The following is a 19,290-nucleotide window of genomic DNA, read 5'->3' on the forward strand; positions in this document are numbered from 1 at the left end:
GCCTTAAAAGCACGACAACAGACCGTGCGCCTGTATTTAACGAAGAATCACGCGCGTTACTCGCAGTAGTTTCCACAGCGCCTGAATGAGGAACTTTTCATGCCAGCCATCACCCTGACCACTCTGCAAGGTCTCAAGCAAAAAGGTGAAAAAATCACCATGCTGACCTGCTATGACGCGACCTTCGCCCACGCCTGCAATGAAGCTGGCGTCGAAGTGCTGCTGGTGGGCGACTCCCTCGGCATGGTTCTGCAAGGTCACGACAGCACCCTGCCGGTGACCACCGCCGAGATGGCTTACCACGTCGCCGCCGTCAAACGCGGTAACACCGACGCGTTTATCCTCGCCGACCTGCCCTTCATGGCCTACGCCACTATCGAACAAACCATGACCAACAGCGCCCAGTTGATGCAGGCCGGCGCACACATGGTCAAGGTCGAAGGTGCGCTGTGGCTGGCGGACTCGATCCGTCTGCTGGCCGAGCGCGGCATCCCGGTGTGCGCGCACATGGGCCTGACGCCGCAATCGGTGAACATTCTGGGCGGTTACAAAGTCCAGGGCCGTAGCGAGAACCAGGCACGGCAGATGCGCGCCGACGCCATCGCCCTGGAACAGGCCGGTGCCGCCATGCTGCTGCTCGAATGCGTGCCGAGCGAACTGGCTCAGGAAATCACCCAGGCAGTGGGGATTCCGGTGATCGGCATCGGCGCCGGCAGCGGTACCGACGGCCAGGTCCTGGTGCTGCACGACATGCTCGGCCTGTCGATCACTGGCCGAGTGCCAAAGTTCGTGAAGAACTTCATGAACGGCCAAACCAGCATTCACGCGGCCCTGAGCGCTTATGTCACTGAAGTCAAAGCGGCGACTTTCCCTGGTATCGAACACGGATTCTCTGCATGAACACCGTAAAAACCGTTCGCGAATTGCGGGCCGCCGTGGCCCGCGCCCGCAGTGAAGGCAAGCGTATCGCCTTCGTACCGACCATGGGCAACCTGCACAGCGGTCATATTGCGCTGATTACCAAGGCCTCCCAGCGGGCGGACTTCGTGGTCGCGAGTATTTTCGTCAACCCGCTGCAATTCGGCGCCGGCGAAGACCTCGACAAGTACCCGCGCACCCTGGCAGCGGACCAGGAACAACTGCTCGAGGCCGGTTGCCACTTGTTGTTCGCGCCCGCCGTAGAAGAAATGTACCCCGACGGCATGACCGGCCAGACCCGCGTCAGCGTTCCACAACTGTCCGAAGGCCTGTGCGGCGCCAGCCGTCCGGGGCATTTCGAAGGCGTGGCGACGGTGGTCAGCAAACTGTTCAACATGGTTCAGCCGGACCTGGCGATCTTTGGCCAGAAAGATTTCCAGCAACTGGCCGTGATTCGCGCGCTGGTGCATGACCTGAACATGCCGATCCAGATCATCGGCGAGCCGACGGTCCGTGCGGCCGATGGGCTGGCATTGTCATCGCGCAACGGCTTTCTCAGTGAAGAACAGCGGGCCGTGGCGCCGGTTGTGTATCGCACGCTGACCTCGATTGCTGATGCCATTAAACAGGGTGAGCGCGATTTTCCGGCGTTGATCGCCGCACAGACCAAACAGCTTGAAGCTGCGGGTTTGCGCACCGACTACCTGGAAATCCGCCATGCGCTGACCTTGCGCCCGGCGACGGCGGAAGATCGGGACCTGGTGATTCTGGTGGCAGCGTTCCTCGGCACCACGCGGTTGATCGACAACCTGCACCTGAACCTCGACACGCCCGCCTGAACACCTCAACTCCTCTGTAGGAGCGAAGCTTGCTCGCGAAGGCATCGCGTCATTCGACATCTGCATCGACTGACACGGCGCCTTCGCGAGCAAGCTTCGCTCCTACAGGGGGTTGCGTTGCCTCGCCGCTGTATTGCTGCCCACAATCGCTTCGGGCAAACTGCCCGCCGTTCGATTCCGACCTGGGAAAACACTCATGCACGCCATCATGCTCAAGGCCAAGCTGCATCGCGCCGAAGTCACCCACGCAGTACTCGATTACGAAGGTTCTTGCGCCATCGACGGCGAATGGCTGGACTTGTCCGGCATCCGTGAATACGAACAGATCCAGATCTACAACGTCGACAACGGCGAACGCTTCACCACCTACGCCATTCGTGGCGAAGAAGGCTCGCGCATGATCTCGGTCAATGGCGCCGCCGCCCACAAGGCCAAGGTCGGTGACCGTGTGATCATCTGTGCTTACGCTCACTACAGCGAAGCCGAGCTGCTCAACTTCAAGCCGCGCATGCTCTACATGGCACCGGGTAACGAGCTGAGCCACACCAGCAATGCCATTCCGGTTCAGGTCGCCTGACCGAACCTTCTCTTCCGTTTGTCGGACCGTTCCCTGCTTCATGTACAAAAAAGTACCGGGAACGGGTCAGACAAAGTCAAGACAGATCGCAGCGCGAGGTTTACTGTATTCGCCCTGTGCCATGAAATCGTGTCGACGCAGTTGACCGGACGCCCACCCACGGCGCTCCGGGATTTTTAGTGTTCAAAAGGCCGTTCAAGTAAAAAGGAAACCCGCAGCGATGGCGTACTACCGCACTCCTCAAGACGTGACCGCTCTGCCCGCCTGGCAGGCGCTGAATGACCACCGCCAAGCCATGCAGGATTTCAGCATGCGCGAAGCCTTCAATGCCGATCCGCAGCGCTTTACCCAATTCACCCTCAGCAGCTGCGGCCTGTTTCTCGACTACTCGAAGAACCTGATCAACGCCGAGACCCGCAATCTGCTGGTGGGCCTGGCCAATGAAGTCGACCTCAAGGGCGCGATCAAGGCGCTGTTCGAAGGCGAAATCGTCAACTCTTCCGAAGGACGCCCGGCCCTGCACACCGCGCTGCGCCGCCCAGTGGGCGAGAAGCTGTCGGTCAACGGCGTCAACGTGATGCCCGAAGTACACAAGGTCTTGAACAAGATCACCGACCTCGTGGGCCGTATCCACGACGGTCTGTGGCGCGGTTACACCGAGAAGCCGATCACCGACGTGGTGAACATCGGCATCGGTGGCTCGTTCCTCGGCCCAGAGCTGGTATCCGAAGCCCTGCTGTCCTACGCCCAGAAAGGCGTGCGCTGCCATTACCTGGCGAACATCGACGGCACCGAGCTTCATGAACTGACCATGAAGCTGCGCGCCGAGACCACGCTGTTTATCGTTTCGTCGAAGTCCTTCAACACCCTCGAAACCCTGAAAAACGCCCAGGCCGCTCGCGCCTGGTACCTGGCTCAGGGTGGTTCGGAAGCCGAGCTGTATCGTCACTTCATCGCGGTCTCGAGCAACAATGCCGCCGCCGTGGCGTTCGGTATCCGCGAAGAAAACATCTTCCCGATGTGGGATTGGGTTGGCGGCCGTTATTCGCTGTGGTCGGCCATCGGTTTGCCGATTGCCCTGGCCATCGGCATGTCGAACTTCAAGGAACTGCTGTCCGGTGCCTACACCATGGACCAGCATTTCCAGAGCGCGCCATTCGAACAGAACATGCCGGTGCTGCTGGCGTTGCTCGGTGTCTGGTACGGCAACTTCTGGGGCGCGCAGAGCCACGCGATCCTGCCGTACGACCACTACCTGCGCAACATCACCAAACACTTGCAACAGCTGGACATGGAATCCAACGGCAAGAGCGTGCGCCAGGACGGCACGCCGGTGTCCACTGATACCGGTCCGGTGATCTGGGGTGGCGTGGGCTGCAACGGTCAGCACGCATATCACCAGTTGCTGCACCAAGGCACCCAACTGATTCCGGCCGACTTCATTGTGCCGATCGTCAGCTTCAACCCGGTGTCCGATCACCACCAGTGGCTGTACGCCAACTGCCTGTCGCAAAGCCAGGCACTGATGCTCGGCAAGACCCGCGCCGAGGCCGAATCCGAGCTGCGTGACAAAGGCATGGCGGAAGCCGACGTGCAGAAACTCGCACCGCACAAGGTGATCCCGGGCAACCGTCCGAGCAACACCCTGGTGGTCGAACGCATCAGCCCGCGCCGTCTCGGCGCACTGGTGGCGATGTACGAACACAAAGTCTTCGTGCAAAGCGTGATCTGGGGCATCAACGCCTTCGACCAGTGGGGCGTGGAGCTGGGCAAAGAGCTGGGCAAAGGCGTCTACAACCGTCTGGTCGGCAGCGAAGAAACCCCGGCTGACGATGCTTCCACCCAAGGGCTGATCAACTATTTCCGCGGTCGTCACCGCGGTTAATCTGACGCCACTCCTACAGACGGTACTAACCTTGTAGGAGCCGGCTTGCTGGCGATAGCGGTGTGTCATTCAACATTTTTGTCGACTGATACGCCGCTATCGCCAGCAAGCCGGCTCCTACGAGGGTCGCGTAGCTCCCCTCTTGTCGCAAAAACAAGAAGAAGGAACCGTCATGTTCGATATCAGCACGTTCCCCAAAGCCGATGCCGTCCGCCGGGCCGCACACCTCAGTCAAGACGACTACAAGCGCCTGTACCGTCAATCCATCGAGCACCCCAGTGAATTCTGGGCTGAACAGGCCACACGCTTCCTCGACTGGAGCACACCGTGGAAAACCGTCCAGCGCTATGACCTGAAAACCGGCGAAGCCAGCTGGTTTGCCGGCGGAAAATTAAACGTCAGCTACAACTGCATCGACCGCCACCTGGAAAAACGCGGCGATCAGATCGCAATCCTCTGGGAAGGCGATGACCCCGCCGAATCGGCCCAAATCACTTACAAAAAACTGCATCACAACGTCTGCCGCCTGGCCAATGTGCTCAAAAACCGTGGCGTGAAGAAAGGCGACCGTGTGTGCATTTACATGCCAATGATCCCCGAAGCCGCCTACGCCATGCTCGCCTGCACGCGAATCGGTGCGGTGCATTCGGTGGTGTTTGGCGGTTTCTCTCCGGACTCGGTGCGCGACCGCATTCTCGATGCCGACTGCCGCACCGTGATCACCGCCGATGAAGGCGTGCGCGGCGGCAAATTCGTACAGCTCAAGCAGAAAGTCGACCAGGCGCTGAAAAGTTGCCCGAACGTCAGCACCGTGATCGTGGTCGAGCGCACCCAGGGCGATGTCGACTGGGTCGAAGGCCGCGACCTCTGGTATCACCAGGCCCTGCGCGACGTCGATGACAATTGCCCGCCGGAACCCATGGACGCCGAAGATCCGCTGTTCATCCTCTACACCTCCGGCAGCACCGGCAAACCCAAAGGCGTGTTGCACACCACCGGCGGTTACCTGCTGCAAGCGGCGATGACCTTCAAATACGTGCTCGACTACCGCGACAACGAAGTCTTCTGGTGCACCGCCGATGTCGGCTGGGTTACCGGCCACAGTTACATCGTCTACGGCCCGCTGGCCAACGGCGCGACCACGCTGATCTTCGAGGGCGTGCCGAGCTACCCGAGCAGCTCGCGCTTCTGGCAGGTGATCGACAAGCACCACGTGAACATCTTCTACACCGCCCCCACCGCCCTGCGCTCGCTGATGCGCGAAGGCCCCGAACCGCTGAAGGAAACGTCCCGCGCGAGCCTCAGATTACTCGGCAGCGTCGGTGAGCCGATCAACCCGGAAGCGTGGGATTGGTATTTCAACGTCGTCGGCGAACAGCGTTGCCCGATCGTTGACACCTGGTGGCAGACCGAAACCGGCGGCATCATGCTCAGCCCGCTGGTGAGCGCGCAGCGGATCAAACCCGGCTGCGCCACGCAACCGATGTTCGGGGTGCAGCCGGTGTTGCTCGACGAAGTGGGCAAGGAAATCAAAGGCGCCGGCAGCGGCGTGCTGGCGATCAAATCCAGCTGGCCGGCGCAGATCCGCAGTGTCTACGGCGATCCGCAACGGATGGTCGACACCTATTTCAAACCCTACCCTGGCTACTATTTCACCGGTGACGGCGCGCGGCGCGACGAGGACGGCGATTACTGGATCACCGGGCGCATTGACGACGTGATCAACGTTTCCGGCCACCGCATCGGCACCGCCGAAGTGGAAAGCGCCCTGGTGCTGCACGACAGCATCGCCGAAGCGGCGGTGGTCGGTTACCCTCACGACGTCAAAGGCCAGGGCATCTATGCCTTTGTCACGCCCATGAACGGCACCGATCCCACCGACGAACTGAAGAAGGAACTGCTGGCCCACGTCAGCAAGGAAATCGGCAGTTTCGCCAAACCGGACCTGATCCAGTGGGCACCGGCCTTGCCGAAAACCCGTTCGGGCAAGATCATGCGACGGATTCTGCGCAAGATCGCCTGCAATGAGCTGGACAGCCTGGGCGACACCTCGACGTTGGCCGATCCGAGTGTGGTTCAGGATCTGGTGGATAAACGCCTGAACCAATAACGTGTGCACGCCTTGCCCTTGTAGGAGCCGGCTTGCTGCGGGCGGCGTTCCGACGATTGCGGCGTATCAATCGACAAAAATGTTGAATGACACACCGCTATCGTCGGAACGCCGCCCGCAGCAAGCCGGCTCCTACAGGGGGACATTAGCGCTTCCCTTTTTTCACCATTGAGTTGCCATGGAATTCATCCGCAGCCGCATCGAAACCCAGGTCATGAGCCTCACCGGCCTGTCCCTCGGCAAGCTCGACCTGGAAAACCCCAAGGGTGATCCCGGCCTGTTCGGCCCTGATTCGGTCAGTTGGCAAGTTCACGGTGACTTCAGCAGCATGCTCATCGGCGGCATCAGCGCGTTGATGCTGCAAGCCCTGCACCCCTTGGCGCTGGCCGGGGTCTGGGACCATTCGAATTTTCGCGAGGACATGCTCGGTCGCCTGCGCCGCACCGGGCAGTTCATTTCCGGCACCACCTTCGGCTCGCGTAAAGATGCCGACTGGCTGATCGAGAAAGTCCGCACCATCCACCTGCAAGTGACCGGCACCGCGCCGGATGGCCGGCCTTATGCCGCCAGTGATCCCGACTTGTTGACCTGGGTGCACGTGGCCGAAGTCAGCAACTTCCTCGCGGCGCATTTGCGTTATCGCAACCCACACCTTTCGCTGGCCGATCAGGACCGTTACTACGATGAAATCGCCTTGGTCGCCGAACGCCTGGGCGCGCGGGACGTACCGCGTTCGCGACAGGAAACGGCCGAATACCTTGAGCGCATTCGTCCGCAATTGCTGTGCGACGAGCGCAGTCGCGAGGTGTTGCGACTGTTGTTGAACGCACCCTCCCCGAGCCGTCTGGCCAAGCCGTTCGGTGGGTTGATGATGCAGGCAGGCATTGATCTGCTGCCGGATTGGGCCAGCGACATGCTCGGCGTGCGCCAGAGCTCGCTGCAACGCAAACTCATCCGTGCCAGCGTCAACCGCAGCGCACCGATGCTGCGCTGGGCCGTGCGTAATGGCTCGGTGCATCGGGCGAAGCGACGGATGGGACTACCAACCTGATCCCCTTGTAGGAGCGAGGCTTGCCCGCGAAGAACGATAACGCGGTGTATCCGCCAGACCGTGCGGCATTCTTCGCGGGCAAGCCTCGCTCCTACAAGTCCTCTCGTGCGCAAGCTGTTAAACTCCCGCGCAAAATTCCCTCCCCTGCAAGGCGCCCAGCATGTCTTCCTTGAATCAGGCGCTGTGCGCCGCCCTCGAACATCGCCAGGACCTGCTTGCCGAACTGCATCAGCAAGGCACCGATTGCTATCGCCTGTTCCACGGCAGCCAGGAAGGCGCCGGCGGCCTGACCATCGACCGCTACGGCCCACAGTTGTTGGTGCAGAGCTTTCATCAGGCGCTGGAGCGCGACGCCCTGCTGCAAGTGCATGAAACGATCAACCAACATCTGGGCCTCGATACCCTGCTGGTCTACAACGACCGCTCCCGGGGCAACTCGCGCATAGACCGTGAAGACACGGTCTACCGTGCCGACGAAGCCGCCCTGCAAGACTTGGTCGGTCACGAATGGGGCCTGAATTACCGGGTCCGCGGCCGCCACGCCGGCCAGGATCCGCTGCTGTTTCTCGACCTGCGCAACACCCGCGGCTGGGTCAAGGATCACAGCAAGAACAAAAGCGTGCTGAACCTGTTTGCCTACACCTGCGGCGTCGGCCTGAGCGCTGCGGCCGGTGGCGCGAGCGAGGTGTGCAACCTGGACTTCGCCGAGGGCAACCTGGCGGTCGGCCGCGAAAACGGTCTGCTCAACCCGCAATTGCCGACCATGCAATTCATCCAGTCCGATTATTTCCCGGCCATTCGCCAACTCGCCGGCCTGCCCATCAGCCAGCGTCGCGGGCAGAAACTGCCGAGCTATCAACGCCTGGAACAACGTCAATACGATCTGGTTTTGCTGGACCCACCGGCCTGGGCCAAGAGCGCTTTCGGCACAGTGGACCTGCTGCGCGACTACCAGAGCCTGCTCAAACCCGCGCTGCTGACCACCGCCGACAATGGCGTGCTGATCTGCTGCAACAACCTGGCAAAAGTCAGCATGGACGACTGGCGCGAACAGGTTTTGCGCTGCGCCGAGAAGGCCGGCCGCCCGGTGCGCGAATGGACGGTGATGAAACCGGGCGCCGATTTCCCGTCCATGGATCAACAGCCGCCGCTGAAAACACTGATCCTGCAGCTCTGAATCACGTGAGATAAATCTGAAAAATCCTGGGCTGAGCGATTACTTCGGAACCGGATTGGCGTGCCATACTCCAAGGCACTCCGATTCAGACAGATGAAGCCGCACATGCCCAAAGGATTGATCCGCGCTATCGGCGCCTTGTTGACTGCTCTGGCCCTCTACAGCCTGCTGGGGTTTCTGATTTTACCGGGCATCGCATTGCGGGTGGCCAACCAGCAACTGGCCAACTACGCGACGACGCCCGCCACTATTCAGCGAATCGAACTCAACCCGTTCAGCCTTGAAGTCACCCTGTGGGGCCTGATCATCGGCGAACCGGGCAAGGAACAGGTCGGTTTCGAACGGCTTTACGCCAACCTGCAGATCGACAGCCTCTGGACCAAGGCGCTGCACCTGTCCGATATCGAACTGGACAAGCCGAAGACCGAAATCCTTTTCGGCAAGGACGGCAAACTCAATTTGCTTGGTCTGTTCAAACTGCCGGCGAGCGAGCCGACGCCGGCCGACCCGGACGCCAAACCGTTTCCGCTGCGCGTAGAGCGGATCAAACTGGCCGGTGGTGCCGTGCATTTCAAGGATGACCGTCCCAGCGAAGCCATCGAGTTCCTCTACGACAAACTCGATTTCGAGCTGAACAACCTCAGCACTCTGCCCGATGACAATGCCGACATGACCCTTGTGGCCATCGGCCCGAACGGTGGGCAGATCGACTGGACCGGTAACTTCAGCCTCATCCCGATCGCCTCCGAAGGTAAGCTGAAAATCACCGACGGACAGATGAAAACCTTTTGGCCCTATGTGCGTGATGCGCTGCCGCTGGTGCTGGAAAACGGCGTGCTGAACCTGAGCACCGACTACAAACTCAACCTGTCCAAAGAAACCGAGCTGCTGCTGAACAACGTCGCAGTGAGCGTGGCGCCCTTCGCCATCAAGGCTCCGGACGGTCGACCTCTGGCGAAACTCGCGCGACTGGACATCACCGACACCACGGTTGATCTGGCCAAACAACAAGTTGTCGTCGGCAAGATCCGCAGCAACAAACTGGAAACCTGGGCAGCACTGGAAGCCGACGGGCAACTCGACTGGCAGAAGCTGTTCGCCAGCCAACCGTCCAAGGCCGCCGCCAAAGCCAAAGCCGAACCGGCCAGCACGCCAGCGGCCGCCGACTCGCCGGAAACACCCGCCGCGCCAAGCAAACCTTGGCAAGTGCTGTTGAAAGATGTGCAGTTGCGCGATTACCAGGTACACCTGGCTGACCGCAAAACGCAACCCGCCGTGACGCTGGACCTGACCCCGCTGAACCTGGACCTGCAAAATTTCGACAGCCTCAATGGCTCGCCTTTTACCCTCAAGCTCGACACCGGGGTGGGCAAGCAAGGCAAGATCACCGCCGAGGGCGAGGTCAATCTCGCTCCCGTCAGCGCTAAATTGAACGTGCAGACCAAGGACATCGACCTGCGGGTCGCCCAGTCCTACATCACCCCGTTCATTCGCCTTGAACTGCGCAGCGGCATGCTCGGCAGCGATCTGGCGGTCAACCTGAAAAGTACCGAGCCGTTGGCGCTCAGCGTCACAGGACGGGCGCAGATCGATCAACTGCACACCCTCGACACCCTGAAAACCCGCGACTTTCTCAAGTGGCAGCAGGTGGTGGTCGAAGGCCTGAATTATCAGCACGGCGACAGCCTGTCCATCGACAAGGTCAACCTGTTCCAGCCCTACGTGCGTTTCATGATCAACGATGACCGCACCACCAACATCGATGACCTGCTGATCCCGCAACCGCCCGATTCCGGCGCCAAAACCGCTGCGGCCAAACCCGTCAGCCAGGACAAACCGCTGGGCATCCACATCGGTGGCATTGCCATCAATGACGGTTCGGCCAACTTCGCCGACTTCAGCCTGACCCCGAACTTCGCCACCGCCGTGCAACAGCTCAACGGCCAGATCGGCACCATCGACAGCCGTCAGGCGAAACCGGCGACCGTCGACATCAAGGGCAAGGTCGATCGCTACGCGCCAGTGACCATCAAAGGTTCGGTCAACCCGTTCGACCCGATGGCCAGCCTCGACATCGCCACCAGTTTCAAACGGGTGGAACTGACCACGCTGACGCCCTACTCCGGCAAGTTCGCCGGCTACCGTATCCGCAAGGGCCGACTCAATCTCGACCTGCATTACCTGATTACCAAAGGCCAGCTCAAGGCTGAAAACAAAGTGGTGGTCGAGCAATTGCAACTGGGTGAAAAGGTCGACAGCCCCGACGCTGTCAGCCTGCCGCTGAAACTGGCGATTGCCCTGCTCAAGGATGTCGACGGCAAGATTTCCATCGAGCTGCCAGTGAGCGGCGACCTCAACAATCCGCAGTTCAGCGTCATGCCGATTGTCTGGCAAACCCTGCGTAACCTGATCGTCAAAGCTGCTGCCGCACCGTTCAAAATGATTGGCGGGCTGGTCAGTGGTGGTTCGGAAGACTTGGGTACGGTGTCGTTCGCGCCGGGCTCGAGCGATCTGAGCAAGGACGCCGAGGGTTCGCTGGTCAAACTGTCCAATGCACTCAAGGAACGTCCGGCCCTGCGCCTGGAGATCGAAGGCACCGCTGCCGCCAGCAGCGATGGCCCGCTGATCGCCGAGCAACGCCTGGAACGGGAATACCAGTACAACTACTACAAAATGCTCCAGCGTCGCGGCGACAAAGTGCCGGCGCAGGCCTCGTTGCTGCAAGTACCGGACGGCGAGAAAGGCCCGTTGCTGGAAGGCATCTACCGCACCCGCCTGAAAACCCAGCCACCCGCCGAATGGAAGGACTTGGGCAAGGAAGAACGCACCGCCAAAATGCGCGCAGACGTGATCAAGTTCTGGAGCACCAGCGACGTGCTCTTGCGTCAGCTGGGCCAGGATCGCGCCAGCAGCATCAAGGATTATCTGGTCGACAAGGGGCAGTTGGCCGATGACCGCGTGTACTTCATCGATGCCAGCCTCGGCGAAGCAGAAAGTGACGGTCGGGTGGTAACGCCGTTGCACCTGGATGCCGAGTGATGATCAGTCGGTTGCTGATCAGCCTGACACTGGCAATGGCGGCCAGTCAGGCCTCAGCCGCCGATACCCTGCGCTGCGGCAGTCAGTTGGTCAGCGTCGGCGACCGGTCCAGCGAAGTCCTGCAGAAATGCGGTGAGCCGGTCAGTCGAGACCTGTTGGGCTACAAGCGCAGCGCCAACCGTCGGGAAGAATTCCAGGTCGAGGAATGGACCTACGGGCCCAACGGCGGGATGTATCAGTACCTGCGGTTTGAAGGCAATCGCTTGAAGCAGATCACCAGCAAACGCGGAAACTGACACACAGGCCCTCTGTAGGAGCCGCCCGCAGCAAGCCGGCTCCTACATTTTGGTTTTGTGGTGGCCCAGAATAGAACAGGCCCCGGACACGAATGTCAGGGGCCTGTAATGGCCACATCCTTGTGGCCGTCGCATGAACTCTCAAGTTGCGGCAGACGCATGACTCGGCTCGTCTACCGCGTCTTCTCCCGTTCAGGCGAGAAGTCTTGCCTTACTCGGCTTTCAGGCCGTCAGCGGAGACCGCCTGGACGCCTTTGATTTTCTTGGCGATGGCCACGGCGGTGGCTTTCTGAGCGTCAGTCACCGCGACGGTGGACGACAGGGATACAACACCTTTGTTGGTTTCAACCTTGATATCGGTACCAGGAATGCCTTTTTCGGTCACCAGGTCAGCTTTGACTTTGGTGGTGATCCAGGTATCGGAAGTGGCTTCTTTAGCCTTGGTCACTTCACCGGCAGCCAGCACCATTGGGGCTTGGGTAGCCTGGGTTTGAGCGAATGCAACGTTGGCCATGGTCAGGGTCAGCGCGGTAGCAGTAGCGGCAGCGATAGCGAACTTCTTCATACGAGTAACTCCTGTTTTTTCATAAAGTCTGCTGCGTGTCTTGTCAGCAGGGTTACTGGGTATAGTGCGAACGCTGTGCCAACTTTGAAACAGTTACTAACCCCTTATAAATCAACAACTTAAAAAATCGACTGATTTTCGGAATCATGCAAATTGCATGACTTCGACATTCTCTACATGCAAGTTGCAGGTTTTAACGTGGGCCTAAGGCCATGAATTTGTGAGGTTTTCCAAATCTCACCAAGATACGCAGCGAACTGGGAGTTTCCCCCCCCCCAAAAAAATGCCCCATCCGACGATGGGGCATTCTTCTATCTACTCGTTTTCAGCATTAAGTTGCAGAGGCTGTGCAACCAGGCGGTGCGTAATCGGCAGTCACGCCGGTCGCGCATGACCAGCCTGCAGTGGCACTGCGAGTCAGCGTGATGGTTTTACCTGCCACAGGGGCCGGTGCTTTCTGCAGGGTGCAGACAATGGTGCCAGCGCCTGAGGCAACCGTGCCGGTGACAGCAATTGCACAGTTCTGCGTTGTCGTGCCGGCGCCCGTCAGTGTGGTGGGTTCTGCAGTGCCGGCATTCATCAGGTCTTCAAACGAAACCTTCAATGCTGAAATTTCCGCCAACCCCGCCGTCACTTTCGCCCGAGCCTGATACTTCGAATAAGCCGGCAACGCAAACGTCGCCAGAATCCCGATGATCGCCACCACGATCAACAATTCGATAAGCGTAAAACCTTTCTGAGCACTCATAGACAAGCTCCATGCATGAGTCGAAATCTCATGATCTGAACCAGTCTCAGCACAGCCCATGCCAAGCCCGTTACCCCCTGTTAGCGGGGCGCGAGAACGACGCAAGGCCTTGTCCTGCCCTCAGGATCCGCACTATCTGACACTTTTTGTCACCAGAGCAGCGCTGGTTTGGCGTCACCGGTTGACTAGGCTATAAGTCATGAACTGTCTGTGTCCGGTATCCCCATGAATGACATCGCCCTTAGCGGTCTGGCCAAGCAATTGGTGCTTACCGAGCTGCTCACCGACCAAAGCGCGCAACAGGCGTATCAGCAAGCCCAACGTCATAAAATCTCCCTGGTCTGTTATCTGGTGCAGAACAAACTGGTGAAAAGCCGCCAGGTCGCCGAGATCGCCTCGGAGCATTTCGGCATGGCACTGCTCGACCTCAACTGCCTGGACAAGGAAACCCAACCCAAGGGCCTGGTCAGCGAAAAACTGGTTCGCCAGCACCACGCCCTGCCCCTCTGGCGGCGTGGCAACAAGTTGTTCGTGGGGGTTAGCGACCCGACCAATCACCAGGCCATCAACGACATCCAGTTCAGCACCGGGCTGAACACCGAAGCCATCCTGGTGGAGGACGACAAGCTCAGCGATGCCATCGAGAAGTTCTTCGACAGCCATGCCAGCGGACTGGAAGACATGGCCGACGTCGACCTCGATGGCATGGACATCGAGTCGGTCGATGACCACCAACAGGACGCCATCGCCGGACAGGATGCCGACGACGCGCCGGTGGTGCGCTTCGTTCACAAGATGCTGCTGGACGCGATCAGGAGTGGCTCTTCCGATCTGCATTTCGAGCCCTACGAAAAAACCTACCGCGTGCGGATGCGCACCGACGGCATGCTGCGTGAAGTCGCCAAGCCGCCGATTCAACTGGCCAACCGCATCGCCGCCCGCCTGAAAGTCATGGCCAGCCTCGACATCTCCGAGCGGCGCAAACCACAGGACGGGCGGATCAAGATGCGCCTGTCGAAGAGCAAGTCCATCGACTTCCGGGTCAACACCCTGCCGACCCTGTGGGGCGAGAAAGTGGTGATCCGGATCCTCGATCCGTCGAGCGCACAAATGGGCATCGACGCCCTCGGCTACGAGCCCGACCAGAAAGACCTCTACATGGCCGCGCTGAAGCAGCCGCAGGGGATGATTCTGGTGACGGGCCCCACGGGGTCAGGCAAGACCGTGTCGCTCTACACCGGCCTGAACATTCTCAACACCGTGGACATCAACATCTCCACCGCCGAAGACCCGGTGGAGATCAACATGGAAGGCATCAACCAGGTCAACGTCAACGCCAAGCAAGGTCTGGGTTTTGCCCAGGCGCTGCGTTCATTTTTGCGGCAGGACCCGGACGTGATCATGGTCGGCGAGATCCGCGACCTGGAAACCGCCGAAATTGCCATCAAGGCCGCCCAGACCGGGCATCTGGTGCTGTCGACCCTGCACACCAACAGCGCCGCTGAAACCCTGACCCGCCTGCACAACATGGGCATTCAAGGGTTCAACATCGCGACGTCCGTCAACCTGATCATCGCCCAGCGCCTGGCGCGCAAACTGTGCAGCCAGTGCAAGAAGCCCATCGATATTCCCCGCGAGGCATTGATCAAGGAAGGCTTCCCAGAGGAACGGATTGGCACATTCACGATCTATGAGCCGGTCGGTTGCGATCAGTGCAACGGCGGCTACAAGGGGCGCGTGGGGATTTATGAAGTGGTGAAGAACACAGCAGGCCTGCAACGGCTGATCATGGCCGAAGGCAATTCGCTGGAAATCGATATCCAGATGCGCAAGGACGGCTTCAACGACCTGCGTACTTCCGGGCTGATCAAGGCCATGCAAGGCATCACCAGCCTTGAAGAAATCAACCGGGTCACCAAGGACTGAACATGGCGGTCAAAGCAGCAAAAATCAGTGTGTACGCCTGGGAAGGCACCGATAAAAAAGGTACGAAAATAACCGGCGAACTCAGCGCTCAGAACCCGGCGCTGATCAAGGCGCAACTGCGCAAGCAAGGCATCAATCCCGGCAAGGTGCGCAAGAAATCCGCCTCGTTTTTCAGCCTCGGCCAACGCATCAAGGCGAATGACATTGCCCTCTTCACCCGGCAGATGGCGACCATGATGAAAGCCGGCGTGCCGCTGTTGCAATCGTTCGACATCATCGGCGAAGGCTTCGAAAACCCGGCCATGCGAAAACTGGTGGACGAGGTGAAACAGGAAGTCGCGGCGGGTAACAGCTTCGCGGCAGCCCTGCGCAAAAAGCCGCAGTATTTTGATGAGCTCTACTGCAATCTGGTGGATGCCGGCGAACAGGCCGGCGCGCTGGACACCCTGTTGGAGCGGGTCGCGACCTACAAGGAAAAGAGCGAAAGCCTCAAGGCCAAGATCAAGAAAGCCATGACTTATCCGCTGGCGGTGGTGTTCGTCGCGATCATCGTCACCGGGATTCTGCTGGTCAAGGTGGTGCCGCAGTTCGAGTCGGTGTTCAAAGGTTTTGGTGCGCAACTGCCGGCGTTCACGGTGATGGTCATCGGCCTGTCGCAGTTCATGCAGGATTGGTGGTGGCTGATGCTTGGCGTGCTGATCGCGGCGATATTCGGTGTGCGCCACGCCTTCAAGACATCGCAAGGTTTTCGGGACCGGACAGACACCTGGCTGCTGAAACTGCCGTTGATTGGCGCGTTGATGTACAAGTCCGCCGTGGCCCGTTACGCCCGTACGCTGTCGACCACTTTCGCCGCGGGTGTGCCGCTGGTCGAGGCGCTGGAGTCAGTGGCGGGCGCGACCGGCAACATCGTGTTCAAGCGGGCGGTGCTGCGTATCAAGCAGGACGTTTCGACGGGGATGCAGCTGAATTTCTCCATGCGCACCGCCGGCGTCTTTCCGAACATGGCGATCCAGATGACGGCCATTGGCGAAGAGTCCGGCGCACTGGACGACATGCTCGACAAGGTCGCCAGTTTCTATGAGGCGGAAGTCGACAATATGGTCGACAATCTCACCAGCCTGATGGAGCCATTCATCATGGTGGTGCTGGGTGTTATCGTCGGCGGCCTGGTGGTTGCGATGTACCTGCCCATTTTCCAACTCGGCAATGCGATCTGACATGCCCTTGAACGAAATCCTGACCGTGTACCCGTTGGCGTTTGTCGTCATTGCACTGCTGGTCGGCTTGCTGGTCGGCAGCTTCCTCAATGTGGTGATCTGGCGCCTGCCGAAAATGCTCGAGCGTGAGTGGCAATTGCAGGCCCGGGACATTCTCGGTTTGCCTGGCGAAACACCGCCGGCGACCTACAACCTGATGCTGCCCCACTCCGAGTGCCCGCAGTGTGGGCACCGAATTCGCGCCTGGGAAAACATCCCGCTGCTCAGTTACGTGTTTTTACGTGGACGATGCTCAAGCTGCGCAACGCCCATCAGTAAACGCTACCCGTTGACCGAACTGGCCTGCGGCCTGCTGTCGGCGTTCATTGCCTGGCACTTCGGTTTCGGCTGGCAAGCCGGGATGGTGCTGGTCCTGAGCTGGGGCCTGTTGGCCATGAGCCTGATCGACGCCGAGCATCAACTGTTGCCGGATGTGCTGGTGCTACCGCTGATGTGGCTGGGACTGGTCGTCAACAGCTTCGAATTGTTCGTGCCATTGCACGAGGCGCTGTGGGGCGCAATTGCGGGCTACATGGCGTTGTGGTCGGTGTTCTGGCTGTTCAAGCTGATCACCGGCAAGGAAGGCATCGGCCACGGCGATTTCAAGCTGTTGGCCATGCTGGGCGCCTGGGGCGGCTGGCAGATTTTGCCGCTGACCATTTTGTTGTCATCCCTGGTGGGCGCGATTATCGGCATGATTTTGCTGAGCCTACGCAATGCGAAAACCTCGACCCCGATCCCCTTCGGTCCCTATCTGGCGATTGCCGGCTGGATTGCATTGCTCTGGGGTGGTCAAATAACCGGCTTCTATTGGCAGTTTGTCGGTTTGAAATGAATACCCCTGTGGATAAACCCTGGATTCTCGGCCTGACCGGCGGCATCGGCAGCGGCAAAAGCGCGGCCGCCCAGCACTTCATCGACCTGGGCGTGCACGTGGTCGATGCCGATCATGCGGCGCGCTGGGTGGTGGAGCCGGGTCGCCCGGCGCTGGCACAGATCGCCGAACATTTTGGCCCCGGCGTGTTGCAAGCCGACGGGCAACTCGATCGCGCAGCGTTGCGCAAACTGATCTTCGAAGTGCCTGAGCAACGCCTCTGGCTCGAAGCGCTTTTGCATCCGCTGATCGCCAGGGAAATCGCCGATCACCTGGGCAAGGCACAATCGCCTTACGCGATTCTGGTTTCGCCGTTGCTGATCGAGTCCGGGCAGTACGCCATGACCCAGCGAGTGCTGGTGATCGATGCGCCCGAACAACTACAGATCGAACGCACCCTGCAGCGTGACCAGACCAGCGAACAACAGGTCCAGGCGATCCTCAAGGCGCAATCCAGTCGCCAGGATCGCGTGAGCCATGCCGACGATGTGGTGGTCAACGACCGCGACCTCGCCTGGCTGCACAGCGAGGTCGAACGCCTGCATCACTTTTACCTTACATTGCGTGGAGGCCAGTCATGAGCCAGATCCCAACCGTCGAATGCCCAACCTGCGGCGCCCCTGTGGAATGGACCCCGGAAAGCACATTCCGGCCGTTCTGTTCGGACCGCTGCAAACTGATCGACCTGGGGGCGTGGGCATCGGAAGAGCACAAGATTCCAGTGGCACCCGATGCCGAGGACGAGTTGTTCAGTGGTGATTTCGACCCACGTCACTAAGTGACGGTTCAGGGCCGCATGAAGCCGTAGTCCTGACCGTCATCGAGGTTCTCGGCGAGAAACTGCAACTCATCGGCCAGATCCTCGACACTGCGCACGGCCTTGCTCTGCTGCACCACCGCGCTGAGCAGGGCGCGCAGGCTCAACCCCGGATCAAACCCGACTTCCTGCGCTGCATCCAGACTGTGGCGCAACTCCTGCCTTGCCCATTCGTAGACACTCATTTTCGATGCTCCTGAAGGTTTTTCGGAGCATGGATTCGTCGACGTTTTTTGGATTTGATGTGGATCAAGATTTCGGATCGTCGTCCTTCCAGGGTGCCGATAGGTAGCGTGTGCGGTTGAAGGTCTCCAGCCATTCGGGGCTGAACACCACCAGTGCGCTGACGACCATGCCGTTGATGAAGGCTTCGGGAAAGATGATCAACCACAGGTAACCGACAAAATCTTCCAGCCAGTAAGGCATGACGAACAGCTCGTTGAACCACAGCAGCCACAGGGCCAGCAGCAGGCACAGCAGGGCCGATAGCGCCGCTGCGAAGAAACCGGAAACGAAGATATACACAAAGGGATTACGCGGCTGCGCGCGCTCGACCAGGATTGCGCAGCACTCGGTGACCAGCACGGGCAGCAGAATCAACAAGGCGCCGTTCACGCCGACGGCGGCGAGGTCCTGGCGTCCGAGCATTACCAGGCCTGCTTGTGCGACCAGTCCGCCGACGATCGCCAGGGGCCAGTCCAGGAGCAGGGTTACGGCGGTCATGCCGATGAAGTGATAGGACACGCCGGTGTCGAAATCCCGGCGTACCAGCCACAGCATGAACAGCGCGAACACGGTGCCGAACAACAGATGCTGGCGGCGGCTGTCGCTGAACAGCTCGACCCACGGGGCACGTGCGATGGCCCAGATCAGGGCTGGAATGTAGATCAGCCAGCCGACGGTGAGGGTTTCGGGGGACAGCAGCTCGGCGCCGATCATGGCTGGGTGGGCTCCCTTGTCTTTGCCGGAATAGGGTGGGGTATCAGTTTACACCGGTGTTTGGTTGGTCTTTGGTTGGGGGGCATATCCGTTTCTGTGGTTATGGCGGCTATTGGTTTCGCCCTTACGGCGAGTCACTTGGAAGAGCCCCAAGTAACCAAGGGCTCTTGCCCCTTTCGTTCGGTGCCTCGCCATGGCTCGGCATGTCCTCGCTCCGGTCCTGCTCCGTGGGCCCGCCGCCATCGGCCATCCCTGGCCGGGGGCGGCTAA

Annotated in this window: 18 protein-coding genes; 14 read left to right on the plus strand and 4 right to left on the minus strand. The window is 59.9% G+C overall.

The window, feature by feature from the left end; translation table 11 throughout:
- Positions 1-99: 99 nt before the first annotated feature.
- From panB to IB245_RS15260, 9 genes are all read left to right on the plus strand, one after another.
- Positions 100-900, plus strand: a complete 801-nt coding sequence (gene panB / locus IB245_RS15220; protein ID WP_008033189.1) for a 3-methyl-2-oxobutanoate hydroxymethyltransferase — start codon at positions 100-102, stop codon at positions 898-900.
- A complete protein-coding gene (gene panC, locus IB245_RS15225; protein ID WP_008036375.1) occupies positions 897-1,757 on the plus strand; it encodes a pantoate--beta-alanine ligase in 861 nt (286 codons plus the stop codon). The genes panB and panC overlap by 4 nt, the downstream gene beginning before the upstream one ends.
- A 196-nt stretch (positions 1,758-1,953) precedes the next feature.
- Entirely contained in the window at positions 1,954-2,334 is a 381-nt protein-coding gene (gene panD / locus IB245_RS15230) for an aspartate 1-decarboxylase (protein ID WP_003228271.1), read from the plus strand.
- Between the two features lie 220 nt (positions 2,335-2,554).
- Complete coding sequence (gene pgi / locus IB245_RS15235; protein ID WP_008033191.1) at positions 2,555-4,219, plus strand: glucose-6-phosphate isomerase; 1,665 nt, start codon at positions 2,555-2,557, stop codon at positions 4,217-4,219.
- Between the two features lie 172 nt (positions 4,220-4,391).
- Positions 4,392-6,329 (plus strand): acetate--CoA ligase, encoded by a 1,938-nt coding sequence (gene acs, locus IB245_RS15240; RefSeq protein ID WP_008042826.1) that lies wholly within the window; start codon positions 4,392-4,394, stop codon positions 6,327-6,329.
- 178 nt (positions 6,330-6,507) lie between these two features.
- Positions 6,508-7,380, plus strand: coding sequence for an oxygenase MpaB family protein (locus IB245_RS15245; protein ID WP_192227985.1), 873 nt, complete (start codon positions 6,508-6,510; stop codon positions 7,378-7,380).
- Positions 7,381-7,540: 160 nt separating this feature from the next.
- Positions 7,541-8,557, plus strand: a complete 1,017-nt coding sequence (locus IB245_RS15250) for a class I SAM-dependent rRNA methyltransferase (protein ID WP_008033195.1) — start codon at positions 7,541-7,543, stop codon at positions 8,555-8,557.
- A 93-nt stretch (positions 8,558-8,650) separates the two neighbouring features.
- Entirely contained in the window at positions 8,651-11,596 is a 2,946-nt protein-coding gene (locus tag IB245_RS15255; RefSeq protein ID WP_192227986.1) for a DUF748 domain-containing protein, read from the plus strand.
- Positions 11,596-11,892 carry a DUF2845 domain-containing protein gene (locus IB245_RS15260; RefSeq protein WP_008033199.1) on the plus strand — a complete coding sequence of 99 codons (297 nt, stop codon included), beginning with the start codon at positions 11,596-11,598 and terminating at the stop codon, positions 11,890-11,892. The genes IB245_RS15255 and IB245_RS15260 overlap by 1 nt, the downstream gene beginning before the upstream one ends.
- A gap of 211 nt (positions 11,893-12,103) precedes the next feature.
- Here the strand turns inward: IB245_RS15260 and IB245_RS15265 are convergent, their stop codons facing one another.
- Positions 12,104-12,457: a BON domain-containing protein gene (locus IB245_RS15265; RefSeq protein WP_008042835.1), complete on the minus strand. Its 354-nt coding sequence runs from the start codon at positions 12,455-12,457 to the stop codon at positions 12,104-12,106.
- Between the two features lie 331 nt (positions 12,458-12,788).
- Complete coding sequence (locus IB245_RS15270; protein WP_008033203.1) at positions 12,789-13,205, minus strand: pilin; 417 nt, start codon at positions 13,203-13,205, stop codon at positions 12,789-12,791.
- A 225-nt stretch (positions 13,206-13,430) separates the two neighbouring features.
- Between IB245_RS15270 and pilB the strand changes: the two genes are divergently transcribed.
- The 5 genes from pilB to yacG are packed head-to-tail and all read left to right on the plus strand — an operon-like array spanning position 13,431 to position 18,042.
- Positions 13,431-15,131 carry a type IV-A pilus assembly ATPase PilB gene (gene pilB / locus IB245_RS15275; protein ID WP_192227987.1) on the plus strand — a complete coding sequence of 567 codons (1,701 nt, stop codon included), beginning with the start codon at positions 13,431-13,433 and terminating at the stop codon, positions 15,129-15,131.
- A 2-nt stretch (positions 15,132-15,133) separates the two neighbouring features.
- On the plus strand, positions 15,134-16,351 hold the full coding sequence (locus tag IB245_RS15280) for a type II secretion system F family protein (RefSeq protein WP_192227988.1): 1,218 nt from the start codon (positions 15,134-15,136) through the stop codon (positions 16,349-16,351).
- A 1-nt stretch (position 16,352) separates the two neighbouring features.
- Positions 16,353-17,225 carry a prepilin peptidase gene (locus IB245_RS15285; protein ID WP_192227989.1) on the plus strand — a complete coding sequence of 291 codons (873 nt, stop codon included), beginning with the start codon at positions 16,353-16,355 and terminating at the stop codon, positions 17,223-17,225.
- A complete protein-coding gene (gene coaE / locus IB245_RS15290; protein ID WP_008033209.1) occupies positions 17,222-17,845 on the plus strand; it encodes a dephospho-CoA kinase in 624 nt (207 codons plus the stop codon). Before IB245_RS15285 ends, coaE begins: the two co-directional genes overlap by 4 nt.
- Complete coding sequence (yacG, locus tag IB245_RS15295; protein ID WP_008033210.1) at positions 17,842-18,042, plus strand: DNA gyrase inhibitor YacG; 201 nt, start codon at positions 17,842-17,844, stop codon at positions 18,040-18,042. Before coaE ends, yacG begins: the two co-directional genes overlap by 4 nt.
- An 8-nt stretch (positions 18,043-18,050) precedes the next feature.
- Here yacG and IB245_RS15300 read toward each other — a convergent pair whose 3' ends face one another.
- Both IB245_RS15300 and IB245_RS15305 read right to left on the minus strand, forming a co-directional pair.
- A complete protein-coding gene (locus IB245_RS15300; protein WP_008033212.1) occupies positions 18,051-18,266 on the minus strand; it encodes a hypothetical protein in 216 nt (71 codons plus the stop codon).
- A 64-nt stretch (positions 18,267-18,330) separates the two neighbouring features.
- Positions 18,331-19,020: an energy-coupling factor ABC transporter permease gene (locus IB245_RS15305; protein WP_192227990.1), complete on the minus strand. Its 690-nt coding sequence runs from the start codon at positions 19,018-19,020 to the stop codon at positions 18,331-18,333.
- Between the last annotated feature and the right edge of the window lie 270 nt (positions 19,021-19,290).

It is taken from the genome of Pseudomonas sp. PDM02 (assembly GCF_014852285.1).
Taxonomy (GTDB): Bacteria; Pseudomonadota; Gammaproteobacteria; order Pseudomonadales; family Pseudomonadaceae; genus Aquipseudomonas; species Aquipseudomonas migulae.